The organism is Pseudoalteromonas sp. GCY (assembly GCF_016695175.1).
Classification (GTDB): Bacteria; Pseudomonadota; Gammaproteobacteria; order Enterobacterales; family Alteromonadaceae; genus Pseudoalteromonas.
Genome location: NZ_CP068023.1, coordinates 4,164,249 through 4,181,162, shown reverse-complemented (window position 1 = coordinate 4,181,162; position 16,914 = coordinate 4,164,249). Strand labels below are relative to the sequence as shown.

The 16,914-nt window shown below is 41.0% G+C and carries 19 protein-coding genes and 1 pseudogene; 13 read left to right on the top strand and 7 right to left on the bottom strand.

Features of this window, described 5'->3' with window-relative positions; all coding sequences use genetic code 11:
• Window positions 1-607 precede the first annotated feature (607 nt).
• From rpmH to yidC, 4 genes are all read left to right on the top strand, one after another.
• Complete coding sequence (gene rpmH / locus JJQ94_RS24045; protein ID WP_010376846.1) at window positions 608-742, top strand: 50S ribosomal protein L34; 135 nt, start codon at window positions 608-610, stop codon at window positions 740-742.
• A gap of 6 nt (window positions 743-748) precedes the next feature.
• The gene (rnpA, locus tag JJQ94_RS24040; protein ID WP_099030048.1) at window positions 749-1,180 is read left to right on the top strand and encodes a ribonuclease P protein component; all 432 of its coding nucleotides are present in this window, start codon (window positions 749-751) and stop codon (window positions 1,178-1,180) included.
• A gap of 176 nt (window positions 1,181-1,356) precedes the next feature.
• Window positions 1,357-1,659 carry a membrane protein insertion efficiency factor YidD gene (yidD, locus tag JJQ94_RS24035; RefSeq protein ID WP_010604158.1) on the top strand — a complete coding sequence of 101 codons (303 nt, stop codon included), beginning with the start codon at window positions 1,357-1,359 and terminating at the stop codon, window positions 1,657-1,659.
• A gap of 8 nt (window positions 1,660-1,667) precedes the next feature.
• On the top strand, window positions 1,668-3,302 hold the full coding sequence (gene yidC, locus JJQ94_RS24030) for a membrane protein insertase YidC (protein WP_099030047.1): 1,635 nt from the start codon (window positions 1,668-1,670) through the stop codon (window positions 3,300-3,302).
• A gap of 75 nt (window positions 3,303-3,377) precedes the next feature.
• On the opposite strand, the gene JJQ94_RS24025 is transcribed toward yidC, so the two are convergent.
• The 4 genes from JJQ94_RS24025 to JJQ94_RS24010 all read right to left on the bottom strand — a co-directional run bounded on the left by JJQ94_RS24025 (window position 3,378) and on the right by JJQ94_RS24010 (window position 4,547).
• Entirely contained in the window at window positions 3,378-3,593 is a 216-nt protein-coding gene (locus JJQ94_RS24025) for a DUF1496 domain-containing protein (protein ID WP_099030046.1), read from the bottom strand.
• Window positions 3,594-3,861: 268 nt separating this feature from the next.
• Window positions 3,862-4,092 (bottom strand): DUF1496 domain-containing protein, encoded by a 231-nt coding sequence (locus tag JJQ94_RS24020; RefSeq protein ID WP_099030045.1) that lies wholly within the window; start codon window positions 4,090-4,092, stop codon window positions 3,862-3,864.
• Window positions 4,093-4,113: 21 nt separating this feature from the next.
• Window positions 4,114-4,278, bottom strand: a complete 165-nt coding sequence (locus JJQ94_RS24015; RefSeq protein ID WP_172439925.1) for a hypothetical protein — start codon at window positions 4,276-4,278, stop codon at window positions 4,114-4,116.
• A 113-nt stretch (window positions 4,279-4,391) separates the two neighbouring features.
• Window positions 4,392-4,547, bottom strand: coding sequence for a DUF1496 domain-containing protein (locus JJQ94_RS24010; protein ID WP_141557605.1), 156 nt, complete (start codon window positions 4,545-4,547; stop codon window positions 4,392-4,394).
• A 205-nt stretch (window positions 4,548-4,752) separates the two neighbouring features.
• Between JJQ94_RS24010 and JJQ94_RS24005 the strand changes: the two genes are divergently transcribed.
• From JJQ94_RS24005 to JJQ94_RS23995, 3 genes are read left to right on the top strand one after another with little or no spacing between them, the layout of a single operon-like run.
• Window positions 4,753-5,424 carry a cytochrome c biogenesis protein CcdA gene (locus tag JJQ94_RS24005; protein ID WP_099030044.1) on the top strand — a complete coding sequence of 224 codons (672 nt, stop codon included), beginning with the start codon at window positions 4,753-4,755 and terminating at the stop codon, window positions 5,422-5,424.
• Window positions 5,425-5,441: 17 nt separating this feature from the next.
• Window positions 5,442-5,900: a TlpA family protein disulfide reductase gene (locus tag JJQ94_RS24000; RefSeq protein ID WP_099030043.1), complete on the top strand. Its 459-nt coding sequence runs from the start codon at window positions 5,442-5,444 to the stop codon at window positions 5,898-5,900.
• Window positions 5,900-6,637 (top strand): TlpA family protein disulfide reductase, encoded by a 738-nt coding sequence (locus JJQ94_RS23995; RefSeq protein ID WP_099030042.1) that lies wholly within the window; start codon window positions 5,900-5,902, stop codon window positions 6,635-6,637. Before JJQ94_RS24000 ends, JJQ94_RS23995 begins: the two co-directional genes overlap by 1 nt.
• 3 nt (window positions 6,638-6,640) lie before the next feature.
• On the opposite strand, the gene JJQ94_RS23990 is transcribed toward JJQ94_RS23995, so the two are convergent.
• Window positions 6,641-8,821, bottom strand: coding sequence for a winged helix-turn-helix domain-containing protein (locus JJQ94_RS23990; RefSeq protein WP_236596547.1), 2,181 nt, complete (start codon window positions 8,819-8,821; stop codon window positions 6,641-6,643).
• A 211-nt stretch (window positions 8,822-9,032) separates the two neighbouring features.
• On the opposite strand from JJQ94_RS23990, the gene mnmE reads away from it, so the two are divergent.
• The 3 genes and pseudogenes from mnmE (at window position 9,033) to JJQ94_RS24470 (ending at window position 11,706) form a co-directional block, all read left to right on the top strand.
• Window positions 9,033-10,397: a tRNA uridine-5-carboxymethylaminomethyl(34) synthesis GTPase MnmE gene (mnmE, locus tag JJQ94_RS23985; protein WP_099030040.1), complete on the top strand. Its 1,365-nt coding sequence runs from the start codon at window positions 9,033-9,035 to the stop codon at window positions 10,395-10,397.
• A gap of 106 nt (window positions 10,398-10,503) precedes the next feature.
• A pseudogene (locus JJQ94_RS24475) lies at window positions 10,504-11,094 on the top strand (phage integrase SAM-like domain-containing protein); the annotation flags it as partial.
• Complete coding sequence (locus tag JJQ94_RS24470; protein WP_442960344.1) at window positions 11,095-11,706, top strand: site-specific integrase; 612 nt, start codon at window positions 11,095-11,097, stop codon at window positions 11,704-11,706.
• A 305-nt stretch (window positions 11,707-12,011) separates the two neighbouring features.
• Here the strand turns inward: JJQ94_RS24470 and JJQ94_RS23975 are convergent, their stop codons facing one another.
• The gene (locus JJQ94_RS23975) at window positions 12,012-12,515 is read right to left on the bottom strand and encodes a hypothetical protein (protein ID WP_099030039.1); all 504 of its coding nucleotides are present in this window, start codon (window positions 12,513-12,515) and stop codon (window positions 12,012-12,014) included.
• Window position 12,516: 1 nt separating this feature from the next.
• Window positions 12,517-13,638 (bottom strand): hypothetical protein, encoded by a 1,122-nt coding sequence (locus JJQ94_RS23970; RefSeq protein WP_099030038.1) that lies wholly within the window; start codon window positions 13,636-13,638, stop codon window positions 12,517-12,519.
• A gap of 642 nt (window positions 13,639-14,280) precedes the next feature.
• Here JJQ94_RS23970 and JJQ94_RS23965 point away from each other — a divergent pair.
• The 3 genes from JJQ94_RS23965 (at window position 14,281) to mioC (ending at window position 16,537) form a co-directional block, all read left to right on the top strand.
• Window positions 14,281-14,781 (top strand): phage integrase N-terminal domain-containing protein, encoded by a 501-nt coding sequence (locus JJQ94_RS23965; protein WP_236596546.1) that lies wholly within the window; start codon window positions 14,281-14,283, stop codon window positions 14,779-14,781.
• Window positions 14,782-14,892: 111 nt separating this feature from the next.
• Complete coding sequence (locus tag JJQ94_RS23960) at window positions 14,893-15,690, top strand: isocitrate lyase/PEP mutase family protein (RefSeq protein ID WP_099030037.1); 798 nt, start codon at window positions 14,893-14,895, stop codon at window positions 15,688-15,690.
• Between the two features lie 409 nt (window positions 15,691-16,099).
• Window positions 16,100-16,537, top strand: coding sequence for an FMN-binding protein MioC (gene mioC / locus JJQ94_RS23955; RefSeq protein WP_010604148.1), 438 nt, complete (start codon window positions 16,100-16,102; stop codon window positions 16,535-16,537).
• The last annotated feature ends 377 nt before the right edge of the window (window positions 16,538-16,914 follow it).

Sequence of the window (16,914 nt, the reverse complement as noted above, 5' to 3'; positions counted from 1 at the left end):
TCTGAACTCCAATAGGTTTTGATTCCCGGGAATAAAAAATAGAGCATTCAGATCTAAATAGTCAGATCTAAATGAAAGGATCGCCGGAAATACTTAGTTTTTATTACAAAATCACTGGTGGAAGCGGGGTATTATGAAGTGATCTTATCCACAAGTTCAATATTGACATTTAGAAAAAGCAAGATCTCACCCAAGCAAAAAAATAAACACATGAAATTTAAAGGTTTTTATTTTTTACCCACAAGTAAGATCATAGCAAAAAACTCTCCCGATCTCACCCCAAAATTAAGATCAAATTTAGTTTTCCAGAGCTTTTCCTATTCTTACTAAATGCTATAATGCCGCCCATCGGATCAGATCTATGCAGATCGATTTCGTATTGATCCTACTTTATGTGGATCGTCTATGTTTGCTCGATAGCTTTGCCAAGTTTTGTCTATATATAAGGATAAAGAAATCCTACTGTGGATTATTTAGCCACAGAGAACAGATTTTGATTGACTTTAGACGCGCTCAGCTTTAATATCTCGCGCTCGCAATGGCACCTGTGCCAGGATCGCGACCTGCATAGGATGTTTTAACTTTTAACCGATCGGATGGAATTGTTATGAAAAGAACTTTTCAACCTAGCGTACTTAAGCGCAAGCGCACTCACGGTTTCCGTGCTCGCATGGCGACTAAGAACGGTCGTAAAGTATTAGCACGTCGTCGTGCTAAAGGCCGTAAAGTACTTTCTGCTTAATATTTAGTGGAAGACTTTAGCTTTAGCAGGGAGTTACGTCTGTTAACTCCCTCGCATTACTCCCGCATATTTCAAGAGCCAGCTCGCGCTGCTACGCCTTATTTTACTCTACTTGCAAAACCAAATGATGTTGGTCATCCAAGACTCGGTTTAACTGTAGCAAAAAAACGCTGCAAAAAAGCATGTCAACGAAACCGTATCAAACGACTTGCCAGAGAAAGCTTTCGATTAAATCGTCATAAACTTGATAACATCGATATTGTGTTGATGGTCAAAACCGGTGTTGACGAGCAATCTAATGAAGAGCTAACTAAACAGCTCACTAAGATGTGGCGCAAAATAAATGAACGTTGTAAGCCTGGTGCACCTAAACCACCTTTTAAGCCAAAGCCTCAACATAAGCGTTCAAAAAATCCTCAAGCTAACGCGAAAAAGTAATAATCTGCTTTAGCCTTTCCTTTTTACGGCGCATTTACCCTTGCTAGCATAGTAATTTTACGCCAATTAAGGTAAGGTTAGCTCACCTTTTAATCAGCTATATCAATGGAAAAATAGTCTGTTTTTGCCCACTTGGGTTGAAGCAGTAAATTGAGGAAATTGATATCTACAAAGCCATGAATTCAACTTCAGGGCGTAGCAAGATCAGAAATCAGTTCAAAGCAGTTTGTTCGCTTCCCAAGCACCTGCTTATATTGCTGATCCGCGGTTATCAACAATGGATTAGCCCCCTACTCGGGCCTCATTGTCGCTTTAACCCGACCTGTTCTAGTTATGCAATTCAAGCAATTAATTTACATGGAATTGCAAAAGGGAGTTGGTTAGCGGTTAAACGCATATTAAAATGTCACCCTTTGAGCGCAGGTGGAGATGATCCTGTACCTGTGAAGTCGACTAAAGTTAAACAACACGAGAAATAAGAGCTGTTATGGAATCGCAACGCACGTTTTTATTTATCGGTTTGTTGCTGGTTTCGTTCCTACTGTTCCAAGAGTGGACACAAGAACAAAACCAACCACAAGCTGATACCAGTGCCGTCACACAACAAGTGGCGAACTCAACCCCAACAGAAGAGCAAGCTGATGTACCTGCATCAAGCCAATTCGATGTCCCAGTTGTAGCAACTCAGGCAACACGTTCTGTCATTAGTATCACTACCGATGTACTTTCGGTAAAAATTGATACTAAAGGCGGTGACATCGTTGAAGCCAACTTACTACAACACGCAGAAACCCATGGCAGCGACACGCCTTTCATGTTACTTGGTGAATTTGAAGGCAAACAGTATGTTTCACAGAGTGGTTTAATTGGTTTAAACGGCCCTGACGCAAACAAGGCTGGTCGCCCAGTATATGAGTCTGCACAACAGCAATATGAGCTTAATGGCGATACATTACGTGTACCACTGACTTTTACTGATGAGAAAGGCGTACAGTACACAAAAACTTATGTATTTAAAGCAGGCAAATATGATGTTGACTTAGAATACCAAGTTAACAACACCACCTCATCACCTGTTCAAGTACAACTATACACACAAATCAAACGTACACGCCAAGATAAAGGCAGCATGGTTGATCAGACCTACTTAGGCGCAGCCTATGGTACCGCTGAAGAACCTTATGAGAAATACAGCTTCTCTGATATGGCGGATGCGAACCTGAATAAAAATACCCAAGGCGGCTATGTTGCTTTCCTACAGCACTACTTCGTCAGTGCATGGGTGCCAGATCAGCAAACCAATAATACAATTTATACCGCGCTTAGAAATGGTAATGGTATTGTTGGTATGAAGAGCGAGCCAACCAATGTTCAAGCAAACAGCACGGCAACTATCCATGCAGTGTACTACATGGGTCCTAAAGACACAGAAGCGCTTGAAGCAATTCAAGAAGATCTAGATCTCACAGTAGACTACGGCTGGTTATGGTTTATTTCACAACCGCTACTGACTCTGCTTAAGTTCCTTTACGGTATTTTGGGTAACTGGGGTCTGGCGATTATTGCTATCACTTTGATTGTGAAAACGGCGTTATACCCACTAACTAAAGCGCAATACACCTCAATGGCTAAAATGCGTATGCTACAGCCTAAGATGCAGGCACTAAAAGAGCGTTATGGCGATGACCGCCAGAAGTTCGGCCAAGCGATGATGGAAATGTACCGTAAGGAAAAAGTGAACCCAATGGGTGGCTGTTTCCCACTATTACTACAAATGCCAATCTTCCTAGCCTTGTTCTACGTATTCCTCGAATCAACAGAACTACGTCATGCTGAGTTTATGTTGTGGCTAACGGATCTATCATCAATGGACCCTTACTACGTACTACCTGTGCTATTTGGCGCAAGTATGTTCCTAACACAAAAACTACAACCAATGACAGTTACTGACCCAATGCAACAAAAGATGATGACTTACATGCCAGTCGTGTTCTCAATCTTCTTTATTTGGTTCCCATCAGGTCTGGTACTTTACTGGTTAGTTTCAAACCTTATCTCTATCGCTCAGATGCTTATCATCTACCGTGGCATGGAGAAAAAAGGCATGAAAGTACGCGGTTAACGCTCGTACACCTTGAATAAAAAACGCCAGCTGTGAAGCTGGCGTTTTTTATTTGCGCATCATATGAAATTGTCGTTACTGATCAACCCACCGAAGCTCACCATTTGGACCGCCGTCAACACAGACTTTCCATTTGTTATTCTGCTTTTCTACCGATCCCTTAGAATATGCCAGATCGGCATAATAACAATACTTTGTAGGGTCGTAGTCTGGTTTTACATTCTCACCGCTTAGTGCAGAACCAGATACCGCATATGCTGCAGATACAACCGCTAGTGTTAGCCTATTCATAATATCTCCCTTTACGTATAAATTTAGCTTTACCTAAATTATTTTTTTACCTTATCTTATCAAGATGAAATGCATCAAATATTTCGTTATCAAAAAATATAGCAGCTCTAACCTATCATGAAAAAATACAGCAGAGCACTTTATTGATTGGTAAATAAAGACCACAAATTAACTATAATAATATGTATAGAAACCTTGGTATTTATCAAATAGACAGGACACCGCCCGATAACTAGTTACGAAAAAATTTCTAACTAGGTAACCCCAATTAAAGTGTTTTCCAATAAAGTGTATTATCTTCTCGCCTAGTACAACGCTGTACTACATCACCGATATAGTGCCTTGCACCTTCAGAAAATTCTTTATCTGCGTAATAACAAAACTTCGTTGAATCATATACCTTCAGTGCTTTGTCACCATTAGATTCAGAGGCTTCTTGCTCCGAGGCAAAAGAAATTATTGGCATTAATAATACCATTGCAAAAATATGTTTCTTCATTTAACACTCCTTTTACTAAAATTAAACCCAAGATCCACCACTGCATGTTTGAGTAGAACCATCAGGATGTTTTATTTTTTCACCTTCAGCGTACTTTTCATCCGCATAATAACAATCTCCACCAGAGATCTTTTTTACTTCATAATTACTTAACACGTGGAAAGTTCTTGACTCTGCTTTTTTCATACCATTAAATTCCTAAGTAAATACTTTTTATCTACATAAGCAATAGAGGTAGCTAGCAAACGCATAACCCCTCTACAATTATATTATGAAGAGATTTATATAAACTCTACGAGTTAGCTCCAAGAACCGCCCATGCATTGCTGACTACTTCCATCTGGATGAAATATTTTAGCGCCATCAGAATATCTTTTATCATTATAGTAGCAATCGCCGCCACTAATTTTTTTCAAAAGACTATTAGGTATTTTCTTACTTTCTAATTTTTTCATTACATTTCCTTTATAAATCAACTCGCTGTACCCAAAACAGGTTTGAAAAATTTACTTTAAAACAACATTTGTATCAACAAAAAAAAATAAAATAAGAAAAAACAATCACTTGATAAAATTTGATAGCGATTTTATGACGATTTGATAGGTCAAATCTGGGCTATCCGTCATGCTCTTTTGCAGTTAAAAATGCGAAGAGAAGACGATGCTTGAATCTACTTTACTACAGGCACTCTCCAGTGCCGAAACTGATTGGTGGTTAGTGCCTATTGCACTCTTAGTCGGTGTACTCACCAGCTTTACGCCCTGCGTATATCCCATACTTCCCATAACTGTTGCAACTCTTAGCCAACAACGCCATATTCGCCTTGCCCCAATCTGGTATGCACTAGGCTTTGCAGCGGTGTACGCCGCGCTTGGATTTATTGCAGCATTAACCGGTAGCTTCTTTGGCCAAGTAGCAACAGACCCTTGGGTGCTGCTTATTTTTGCCAATCTATTACTCTACTTTGCTGCGGTATCAAAAGGCTTAATCTCTCTGCCACGCTTGCCAAATACGATTGCAACAGGCTCACCAGTACCTCTTCTAATGGGCATGGCCAGCGCTCTTGTTGCGGCTCCCTGTACGTCTCCAATTTTAGGCGGCTTATTGCTCTTCGTTGCTAATGCCCAGCAACCTCTATTAGGAGGCGCGCTGCTGTTTAGTTTTGCGCTCGGTATGAGCACCCTATTACTGCTAGCAGGCCTAAGTACGCGCTTTTTGCGTACATTACCAAGCTCTGGAGCTTGGCTAAATCACATCACTACAGCAACCGCACTTATCTTAGTCGCGATGGCGCAATATTTTCTTATTCAAGCTGGCAAAAGTTGGCTATAAAACGCAAAGGAACCACCATGAAAAAAATCATATTTTATTCACTCTTTATGTTACTCAGCACAATGTCTGCAGCAAAGGACTATCCCGTACTTACCGCCAATACGCTTGCAAACAATACCATAACCAGCCAAGGCAAAGTCACTTACTTGAAGTTTTGGGCAACGTGGTGCTCCTACTGTGTGGAAGAAATGCCACTGCTTGAGCAAAGCTTTCAGCAAGCCAATAACCACTATCAGGTTATCGCCGTCAATATCGGCTTCAATCAGTCAAAAAAAGGCGTGCAAGCTTACCTTGATAAACATGATTACCAATTTCCAACGGTATTTGATGGTAATGGCAAGATAACTCAGCAGTTTCAAGTGTTAGGCACGCCACAACATATCCTCATTGATGAAAACGGCAAAGAAATCTATCGCAGCGCATTGTTTACAGATGAGCTGCAACAACATCTGAGCACACTCCAAGGAGCAAACTAATGTCATCAATTAAAGCCCTACTTATGTTCGCCGCAGTGTGTTTCAGCGTGTTTGCGCACGCTAACACGCAAGAGTATGTGTTTATTAATATTTGGGATGAGTATGTACAGCCCACGACTCTACCAACGCCACTAGCACCAAGGAGATTGCTACAGCCCGATATTAATATTGATGAGGCAAGCTTAGCGCAGTTTAAAACGGCCTACCCAAGCTATGCTGAGTTAGCCATTGATAAGCAAAACCAGTTGATGCAACGCTTTGCAGTAAGGCAAACACCTGCTCGTGTTGTCGTTAAAGACGACAAAGTTATCAAACGAGAGTTGTTGACGACTAACAGTGCACCAAGCACAGAGAAAGAAACACGGATCCCGTTGCAAACACTCACAGGTACACCATTTTCGATAGCGACTATAAACAGTCAATACAGAGTGTTATTTTTCAGCGATAGTTTGTGTCCGTTTCAACATATTCCTGCCTGTGAAATGAGAATAAAGCAAAACAATCAACTCGCTGACTCGAGTGCGTATCCGGTCGTTACTGTGATTAAGCCCTTTTATGTGGAAGAACAAAGTGCTCGAGACTACCAACAACGCTTTGAGGTCAAACACGATATTGTGTTCGATCACCACAACGAAGTATTTAGCCAGTTTGAGATTAGAGAGCTACCTTACTGGGTGGTACAAGACAAACATGGTGAAGTCGTTTATCGCGGTAATCAGCCACCCAACATAGACTAGAGCCTAATTTATCGTCCATTTACTCTGACAATAGACGCTGTAAGGGGCATCGATAAGTTCAGCTATAAAATGCTTATCGATGCTGCTTTGCTGGCGTATTTGCAGCAACTGTTGCTGTAATAATTGGCTGTTTCCGAGTCCGGCCAATTTATCTGAAAAGCGTTTTTGCAGCGCTTCTTCTTTTAACATATCAGCCGCAACAACACCGTAAAGCAACAAGAGGTGTGAATTGGTATGTTGATGTGCAGTAATGATCTCAAGCGCTTGTTGAGGCTCGTTTCTCAAAAGGTGGATATACATTTGCGTATAGAGCGCATAGATCTCAACTTCTTGTAGCTGTAACGTTTGATAGTCTTGCATTGCTTCAATCGTCAACGGCTCTGCTAATTCGAGCTTGCCCGCTTTGATCCAGGTCCAACCCAGTAACAATTTAACGTTGGCACGCGTCACCGAAGAAATATAATCGCTTTCTAACAGCATTTGATATTGCGTAATTGCACTTTGCATTGCATCCGTATCACCCGTTTGCAATGCGATATCCATATGCGCCATGCCAATCAGCAATTGCTGTTGCTCATAGCTTGGAATAAAACGCGGCTCGCCGTTAATGTCTTTTAAATACCGTAGCGCCTTTTCTCCCTGATGTAGCTGAATATAGTAGAATCCTAGGTAAGTGAGTATTTGCTTTTCTAAATAGCGATATCCATTTTTCTGAGCCAAAGCGAGGGCTTTTAATAAACTAGGCTCACTTTCAACCACTGGCACTAAGTAATTTTGACCATAAGCAAACAAAGCTTTTATTAGATTCATGGTCTGCTCTGTTTGCTCATAATAGGCAATGGCTTGCGCGAGCACAGGTTTACTCTTCTCTAAGTTCAGTAACGTTTTTTCAGCGGGACCAGCCGCTGGTGGATTGGCAAGATAGAAACTCCGCTGTGCTTCGCTATAGGCAAACGATCGACTGCCTATCAAAACATGCGCTGAACTCATCGCTTGCTGGTATTCATCCCAACGCTGTAACACCCAAAAAGCATCTGCTTTGAGTTGATATGCCATCGCAATCAATTCAACTTGCTGGCTTTGCTCAGCAGCATCGAGGGCAAGTTGAGCTTGCTGCAACGCTTGCTGATGTAAGCCTTGTGCCTTGAAAAACTCTCCGTAATAGAGGTGGTAGCGAGCACGAGTCGCGATTGAAGCTGAACTTAGTGAAACCTGTTCGAATCGACGTGTGGCAGAATCAATATCACCGAGCTGCCAACAAATTTGCGCAAGCTCCAACTGACTTTCTAGATGTTCCGGCATCTGTGCCACAGCCGCCTCAAAATATGCCTTTGCCAGTTGAGGTCCCTGTTCATTTAATGCTTGTACACCGCGGTAATAGTCATTCATTGCTAGATTTAAGGATGATTTTTTGGCGGTTTTAGTGTCAATATCTAGCGCTAACTGCGCAATAACCTCTGTTGCAATCGCTTCAAAGCTCTCATCTAACTGTTCAACAATTATCTCGCTTTGCTTATCTCCATAAGTAACACTGAGTAAAAAACGCTGTTGTATCGGCTTTAGTGAAAGCGTGAGCTGATTAATCGCACTATTCTCTGCAAGCTCAGGATATTGACTTCGCGGTACTAATTGATAATGAGACTGTAAATGTTGTCTCAATGCTGCTTCAAGCGCATAACCCCACCACGCATTGGCTTGCACACCCGTCTCATTCACCATAGGCACAATGATTAACGAGTCTTGCTCAGCTTGTATACGAGTGACAACGGGTACTGAGCTAGAAACGAGGTAAACACTCGCTGCGACTCCACTTAACGCAATAGCGCCAACGACAAGCATCGCTTTCATTGTTGTAGTGAGTTTGAATGTGGTAAATGTGCGGCTCTCAACAGGACAAATCCACTGATAACCTTGCTGTGGTATGGTTTTAATAAAGGTGGGTTGCTGGGCGTTATCTTTGAGGGCTTGTCTTAGCTCAGTGATACTTTGTGTTAGTGCAGCTTCTCTAAACTCACCGTGTTGCCACAACGTACTGAGCAATGTTTCACGTGTAACAATTTGATTTGGATGGGCTAAAAAATAAGCCAACAGCTGCGCGACTCTCGGCCTCAGTGGCACTTGCTCAGCATCACGATATAGACACGAGACATTTGGATCGAAGCGGTATTGAAGAAAGTGCAGCACAGCGTTAGTTTCCCTTATACAACCTTTGCTAGTAAGAACAGTAAAAACTGTGACCATAATTATACCTGACAAAAGCGCATAACCGTATCATTAAGGTCATCAACCACCCAAAACGCAATGAGCAGACTTAGATATTACCCACCAGCTATACCTGAGATATATCAATTGCTGTACAATTATGGCTATTAACCAGACAGTCTAAAGAGTCATCATGATCGCACAAGACACCATAGCAGCACAGGCTACCGCACCGGGTCGCGGTGGCGTTGGTATTATTCGAGTTTCAGGCAGTAAAGCCCGAGAGGTCGCAGAGCTAATCTTAGGTAAATGCCCAAAAACTCGCTATGCCGAATACCTGCCATTCAATACCTTAGCAGGTGAACAACTCGACCAAGGTATTGCGTTGTTCTTCCAAGGGCCGAACTCATTCACCGGTGAAGATGTCCTTGAGTTACAAGGTCACGGTGGCCCAGTGGTACTTGATATGCTGTTAAAGGAAATCAGCCAAATTGAGCAAGTGCGCTTGGCAAAGCCTGGTGAGTTCTCAGAACGTGCTTTTATGAACGACAAGCTAGACTTAACGCAAGCAGAAGCTATCGCAGACTTGATCAACGCCACCAGCGAGCAAGCTGCAAAAAGTGCGCTACATTCACTACAAGGTGACTTTTCTAAACATATCAACACCTTGGTTGAGAAAGTAATTCATCTGCGCATGTACGTAGAAGCCGCAATTGACTTCCCCGACGAAGAAATCGACTTTCTTTCCGATGGTAAAGTCTCGGGTAACCTAGAAGCCATTATTCAGCAACTCGCAGAAGTGCGTAAACAAGCCAAGCAAGGCAGCATCATGCGTGAAGGCATGCGCGTAGTTATTGCTGGCCGCCCTAACGCCGGAAAATCTTCATTACTCAACGCCTTAGCTGGCCGTGAAGCCGCGATTGTTACAGACATCGCAGGTACGACGCGAGACGTACTACGTGAGCATATTCATATTGATGGCATGCCCCTTCATATTATCGACACGGCAGGACTTCGTGAGAGTCCAGATAAAGTAGAACAAATAGGCATTGAGCGTGCTTGGGAAGAGATCCGCGGCGCCGATCACGTACTGTTTATGGTGGATGGCACCGAAACCCACGAAACCGATCCTGCGAAGATCTGGCCTGATTTTATCGAGCAGTTACCACAAGGCATGGAAATTACCGTGATCCGCAATAAAGTCGATTTAAGCGGTGAAGCGGTTGGCGCAACAACGAGTGATGGCCATACCCTTATCCGTCTAAGTGCCAAAGATATTCAAGGCATTGATTTATTGAGAGAACACCTAAAAGCCTGTATTGGATTTACTGGTGCAACTGAAGGTGGCTTTATGGCTCGCCGTCGTCACTTAGACGCCCTAGAGCGCGCTGCTGAGCACCTAGAAATAGGTCAAACTCAGCTAGAAATGCATATTGCCGGTGAAATTTTGGCAGAAGAGCTACGCCTTACCCAGCAATACCTCAATGAGATCACCGGTGAATTCACCTCCGACGACTTGCTGGGCAAAATCTTTAGCTCGTTTTGTATTGGTAAATAACAAGGTAAACTAAAGGAAACAAATATCCAAATAAAGTTAAAATACCTAATATATTCATACATTTAATTACTTTTTATATTTCTCTAGTTTCCTTTAGTTTCATAATATGGGCCTCGAATGGCCCACTTACTTCTTTGATGTGAGCCACTATTGGTCCACCAAAGAGGAAGTTATTATGAAATTAACTATCGAGAAAAAGTCACCTGATAGTGCTGGCCGCCAACAACTGTTATTAACCAGAAATTATGGTTCTTACCTAAATGAAAATGGCAAACGAGTAAAACGCCGTAAAAGACAATCATTAGACTTGTTCATTTATGCCACTCCTAAAGACAAGTTTGAACGAGATCACAATAAAAAGACCCTAGATATTTCAGAAAAGATAAGGGCACAAGCGATTGTTGATTTAGCTAACAACAAGCATCATTTTGAAGACTCAAAAAAACAGCAAGAAAGCTTTTATAGCTACATGCAGCAATTAATTAACGAAAAAGAGCACACGGATAGCACATCAAACGTATCGCTCTGGGAATCATCGTTAATGCATCTAAAGAGGTATTGTGAAGGAAACCCGCTGTCATTTGCTGACTTCGATGCAGATGTATTATGAGGGTTCAGAACATACTTAATAAAACATGCACGAACAAAGTCAGATAAGCTACTTTCTTCAAATACTACATCATGCTATTTCAATAAAGTGAGAGCGGCTTTAAACAAAGCATTTCACGAAGGCATTATTCGCCGAAATCCTGTAAACGAAGTAAAAAGCATCAAGATAGAACAAAACCCTCGTAATTACTTAGAAGAGGAAGAAGTAACAGCTCTTTATAGAACAGAGTGCCGATATGATGTACTAAAGCGAGCATTCTTATTCGGATGCCTGACAGGTATGCGCTGGAGCGATATTCAAAAACTAACGTGGGATCGAATAGCTTTAAAAGAGCAACGCGCGACGTTCAGACATACGAAAACAAAACATCTCCAGTACCTTGATTTACCCGATGATGCGATCAGCTTATTAGGTTCGCAAGGAGAAGCCCATGAACGTGTTTTTAAAGGCTTAAGATACTCGAGCTATACTAACGTAGCCCTAACCCAATGGATGCTCAGAGCAGGTATTACAAAGCACATAACCTTTCACTGCGCGAGACACACATTTGCAGTCCGTATGTTAACTAATGATATCGATATCTATACGGTATCAAAGCTACTAGGCCACTCAGAGTTAAAAACAACACAAATTTACTCTGATATAGTTGAGCGTAAGCGAAAAGAGGCGATGACCACCCTACCTAGTTTATTTCAATAAAGGATATTAGGTTGGGAAATATGGGAAACTGGGAAAGTTTAATAAAAACAGTTAAATATAATTTTATTTACCTTCCCTCTTTCCCGTTTTTATTTGAAAAGCCAGTTGTATCCAGGAGGTGTGAAAGCGTCGAGTGCTTGCCACTCAGAGCGCCGCATACCTCTTGGATAACCTTCACTACGCAGAGAAAATCCAGTCAAGCTAGAAATCGCCCGCAGGGTTGCGAAGCAAGGGGCCCCGCTTGCGGGGTTCCGATTTATGGCTTTACAGGGTTTGAAAGGAGTGGTTATAAAGTCTGCACTCTACTACAGCTCATCGTTTGCTTCTTGTTCGGTTTTATTCTTATGTAACTCATTTACGAACTCAATATTGTTTATCATCACAGCTAGGATCGCTTTAATTTGGTTCAAAGAAACAAATATTATTAGTCCCACACTTAAGATTTTAAGTACCTCTTTGTGTTCAATCACAACAGATGCATTTTTTAAAAGCATGTAAGATAAGTTAAAAAGAAGGATAGTGACCAAGACAAAGGCGGAAGTTAGAATTATTAGTACTAACTTCTCAATACGCTTTGTTTTTTCGCTACCTTTTATCAATGAAACTTTTTTCGGATTAGTAAAAGCAGCTATAGCTTCTGGGTATATATATGCAATCCAAATACCAGCTAAAGTAAAAACTGCTGCCGATATGTTTTGTAATGTAGAAAGTACTTCTTTGACCTGCTCAAATCTGATTCCAGCAGCTGTGTAGTAAGCTATAGTTAAGCTTACAAGAATAAATACACTTTGTATGATAAGGCGTGTCATTCTACTCACCAACAACTTTATCGAGCTCTTCTTCCTCACCGCCTTCCAGAATTGGCGCTAATATGTCAACCCTCTGCCTAGTCAATATTGGAAGGATTTTTTCAGCTGGATAATAGTTTCCATCTTCTTTTTCAAGAGTATTAATTAATATATGAGCTCTATCAACATAACGATTAAACCACTTTGTTGTGCCGTCTTTTCCGTCGGTTTTAAAGCCAACATTGTTCCAGTCTTCTTCAGTTGGATCATATTCTTCACAATAAACATTCAACATTGATTTAAGCTCATTTCCATTCAAATTGGCTTCGGATACAATCTCAACTTGTTTCTTGAAGTATTTACCTTTTTGTTTCTTAGTTACCTTATCCCAAAGCTTAAATATAGAGTCTTTGTCATCTTCTTTAACCGTTGAAATTGTATCTCTAACGACAATGTGAGATATAGTTTTTGATAATCGATCTGTATCTACATTCTTAACCGATAATTCTTTCAACTGCCCATGAAATCTAAACTTCATAGTGAAAGAGTCATCATCCGATTTATAACAAACATTTTTTGTAGTTATATTTCTACCAGCATACTGATTGTAGATATCATGCTCATGTATCTCTTTTCTAGGATGATCGACTCTTAAATCAATAGTCCTTTTGAAGTAATCATATATGGAATCAGTATCAGCTAGAGAATTTGGAAACTTTACTGAAGCAAGAAGGTTATATTCGGGGATAAACCAATAGTACATTGGCTCCCCAAGAATGACTGGTTTCCCACCTACTTTCTTCCCTACCTTTATTGAGTCACCTTTATTTGAACCTACCTTCGAATCGGCCAAAATTCCACTTAGGTTACCACTATCATCGCTATAACGCTTCCAAAATACGAAGAGTGAATCACCAGTAACAGGATCAGTGGTAACAGATTTACAATAAATTTGTGTTCTATTTGGATTAGTTGCAACATCCCAGGGAATTGTTTTTGAAAACTCTTTATCTTTGACCCAATTAGTAACTAACTTAATAGTTTCACTCAAAGATCCCTCTACCAGCTCACTGTCTTTTTTATTTCTCATTCTATAGAAGCCACAGTGAGTAACTTCAAAGAAGCTAATAAGCCCTTTTTCCATGTTTCTGCCCGTTATAATTTTTAGTTATCAAATTGTATATTTTTTAGAGAGTAACGTCACCATGATTGTACTAATTATAAACAGTAGAATGAAAGGGTAGAGTAAAAAATTTAATCTCTTCAATAGGAAATAAATATTAACTTTATAGTTTATTATTACTGAGTCGACCGTCGAGGCCACTGCTCATGATGCCTCGACATCCAATCCGCCCTGAAAAATTGCAGGGCCAAAAGAGGGATGGAGATTTGAGCGTGTCAAAAAGGTGTTGCAATCTCTGATCACTGTGATAATTTTATTAACGAACCAGCTCGACATGAGCATCAAGAAAAAGGGCGTATCCACTGCCCGCAACACGTTCCTGAGGAGCTGCATTCGCAGCATTATGGGTCACACGACCGCCCCACTATAAACAACACAAATATAAACCACAGTAGTTCGCGCTGTATTTCAACAGAAATCACACGGCTCAGCTTTATTGCTTTAGACCAGTTAGCCTTTATGTCTTTCGACAATATGCTCGGTTACGCACCGTTCATATGGCTTTAAAACTTACCTATTTTGGCGTTTCGCCCCCCTGGTCTTCGGTTTGGTGTTTTTCTCAATACTTTCAAAACTATTTTTTAAATTTATGAGGAACATGAAATGAGCCAATTAGGATATCGTCTTCACCAAATGGTGAACGACACACACCGCGAAAGTAGCTTTAGCACTAGAGCTACCCGAAGCAAAGTTTTAAACCTCGCAGCAGCACAGCTACTTAGCCATGGTTATAGATTAAGAGATCCATCAGGTCTTAAAACCAAACATATCAATCACCTTGTAACGCGTTGGCAAGATGAAGGTCTAGCACCAAAAACGATTAAAAACAGAATGGCAGCACTGCGTTGGATTGCCGAAAAAATAGGTAAACCTAATATCTGTTCACGCAGTAATGATGATTACGGCATTCCAAGAGTTCGCAACAACCCCATTGGCAAGTCAAAAACGTTAGACATGGATAAGCATGTCAAGATCAAGAGTGACTTGATCAAGCTTTCCCTGCGTTTGCAGCAAGAGTTTGGGCTGAGAAAAGAGGAGTGTATGAAATTCAGCTTATCCTATGCTTTGATAGATGCTAACACTCTGCAAATAAAAGGCTCATGAGCTAAGGGTGGCAAATACCGCAAATCTACCCAATCACGTTAAGTGCTAAATCTGGCCAGTCCAACATCCATACACTGCGTATCCTAAGCGCTTAAACTTAGGAGAAATAAAATGGCTCTATCTACAACTTTCAATGCACTACACCAACAATCAGCCCCGCTTTTTCTAGCTAACTGCTGGGATCCATCATCAGCGCTTATCATCGAACAGGCTGGTGGTCAGGCCGTTGCGACAACAAGCTGGGGTATGTCTAATCATCAGGGCTACAAAGATGGAGAACAACTCACATTTGACCGTGTACTACAAACAGTAAGTGCCATCCTTAAGGTGATCACTATTCCATTAAGTGTTGATATTGAGGCAGGCTACAGTGCGGATCAAAATCAGATCATCAAACATATTATCCAATTGGCCGACCTTGGCGTTGCAGGTATCAATATTGAAGACAAACCCAGTCACCAGAGCAGCTTACGCGATATAAAGGCACACCAAGCGCTATTGCAGGCAATCAAACAAGCTTTACGTCATAATGGTTTCGATCATTTTTTTATTAATGCCCGTTGCGATCTTTGCTTACAACCACAGTGGACGGAAGCGGCGCTGCATGAGCGTGCGCTCGTCTATCAAGCAGCAGGTTGCGATGGCTTTTTTATTCCCGGTTTAACCGACACCACCATGATAAAACGCCTAACAGCCCTGCTTTCAATTCCAGTCAATGTGATGCTGTTGCCCGGATTTAGTGATAAACAGGCGTTAGCAGAGATAGGAGTCAAACGTATCTCATCGGGTAATGCTCTCAGCGATCATGTGATAGCACTGCAAGAATCAGCCACCAGAAGGCTGCTCGAAGAACATGCTGTAGACTTCTTATTTGAGCAATCAGTCCGCACAACTTGGCTGTCAAACTAAATAAATCACAAGATCTGACCGCTTTTTTAGATTCTTTTATTATATGGATCTAAGTATATAGATCTAAAAGACTGGATCGACTTCCAGCTTTTAGATCGTTATCCACAACACCTCATCCACAACCTCAAAATTTGTTCAAAAACAGCGGAGATCTTACCGTTTCAAGCATGCGCTTTGGCTTAAAAAAGTATTTTTAGGCTCAGCTATCCCATAGATTATCCACAAATAAATCACCGAGTTAAGCTTAGGAATATTTTATTTTTCCTTTTTATTTCATATAGATAAATAAGGACATTAAAAGTCACACACTATTTGTGCAAATATTTTTATCCAATTACTTCAAACCCCTCTTTACATATTCACGTTAAACGCTAAGATGGCGCGCAATACGACTTAGGTAAGGGTAACAATGCAAACTTTAGATCTTATTGTAGGCAGCCAAATGGGATCAGCAGAATACGTTGCTGAACAGCTAATGGAATCGCTTGAATCTCAAGGTTATACCGTAAATTTGCATGAAAAACCCGAGCTTGAAGCTTGTCAGCAAGCACTTTGGCTGGTGGTGACATCAACCTATGGGGCCGGTGACTATCCAGAAAACTTATTACCTTTTATATCAGCACTAAAAGCGAGCTCGGATCTAAGCCAGTTACGCTTTGCGGTAGTGGGAATTGGTGATTCAAGTTACGACACCTTTAATCATGCAGCTATTAATCTTGCTGATCTACTTAAAGAAAAAGGTGCAACACAGCTGTTAGACATAGAAAAGATCGATGTTTTACACCCAGATCTACCAGAAGATACCGCTATTGCTTGGTTACCTAAGTTTGTTGAATGTGTCGCTTAACGGCGCGACATTGAAATACACAGAAGTTATTCACAAATTCAGTCTATTTTAGATCGTATTGTGGATAACCTATGATCTAACTGCTGATCTACGCTTACTTATCCATTGGATAAAATAATTCAGATCTAGCCCTGTGAATAAAGTGCCAAGTTGATCAAAGGTTTTAAGCCCATTGATCCGATCTAATTCACACCAATTGATCTTAGTTAAGCAGTTGGATCTAAACAGGAATACAAAACTATTCACAGATCAAAGGATCAGTAGTAGTAAGATCAATAAAGATCTTTAAAAAGATCCTTATATATTTTAAGTGATCTCTTTTTTGCGTTGTGCAAAGTTTAACCATTTCACTTCTGGTTAATTCTAGGTAGAATACG

Coding starts and splice junctions, on each gene's coding strand:
- JJQ94_RS24005 (WP_099030044.1), top strand. CDS start 4,753: ATGCTTGAATCTACTTTACTACAGGCACTCTCCAGTGCCGAAACTGAT.
- JJQ94_RS23965 (WP_236596546.1), top strand. CDS start 14,281: ATGAGCCAATTAGGATATCGTCTTCACCAAATGGTGAACGACACACAC.
- yidC (WP_099030047.1), top strand. CDS start 1,668: ATGGAATCGCAACGCACGTTTTTATTTATCGGTTTGTTGCTGGTTTCG.
- JJQ94_RS24010 (WP_141557605.1), bottom strand. CDS start 4,547: ATGAAAAAATTAGAAAGTAAGAAAATACCTAATAGTCTTTTGAAAAAA.
- JJQ94_RS23970 (WP_099030038.1), bottom strand. CDS start 13,638: ATGGAAAAAGGGCTTATTAGCTTCTTTGAAGTTACTCACTGTGGCTTC.
- rpmH (WP_010376846.1), top strand. CDS start 608: ATGAAAAGAACTTTTCAACCTAGCGTACTTAAGCGCAAGCGCACTCAC.
- JJQ94_RS24025 (WP_099030046.1), bottom strand. CDS start 3,593: ATGAATAGGCTAACACTAGCGGTTGTATCTGCAGCATATGCGGTATCT.
- mioC (WP_010604148.1), top strand. CDS start 16,100: ATGCAAACTTTAGATCTTATTGTAGGCAGCCAAATGGGATCAGCAGAA.
- JJQ94_RS23995 (WP_099030042.1), top strand. CDS start 5,900: ATGTCATCAATTAAAGCCCTACTTATGTTCGCCGCAGTGTGTTTCAGC.
- JJQ94_RS24020 (WP_099030045.1), bottom strand. CDS start 4,092: ATGAAGAAACATATTTTTGCAATGGTATTATTAATGCCAATAATTTCT.
- JJQ94_RS24015 (WP_172439925.1), bottom strand. CDS start 4,278: ATGAAAAAAGCAGAGTCAAGAACTTTCCACGTGTTAAGTAATTATGAA.
- JJQ94_RS24000 (WP_099030043.1), top strand. CDS start 5,442: ATGAAAAAAATCATATTTTATTCACTCTTTATGTTACTCAGCACAATG.
- JJQ94_RS23975 (WP_099030039.1), bottom strand. CDS start 12,515: ATGACACGCCTTATCATACAAAGTGTATTTATTCTTGTAAGCTTAACT.
- yidD (WP_010604158.1), top strand. CDS start 1,357: ATGAATTCAACTTCAGGGCGTAGCAAGATCAGAAATCAGTTCAAAGCA.
- JJQ94_RS23960 (WP_099030037.1), top strand. CDS start 14,893: ATGGCTCTATCTACAACTTTCAATGCACTACACCAACAATCAGCCCCG.
- mnmE (WP_099030040.1), top strand. CDS start 9,033: ATGATCGCACAAGACACCATAGCAGCACAGGCTACCGCACCGGGTCGC.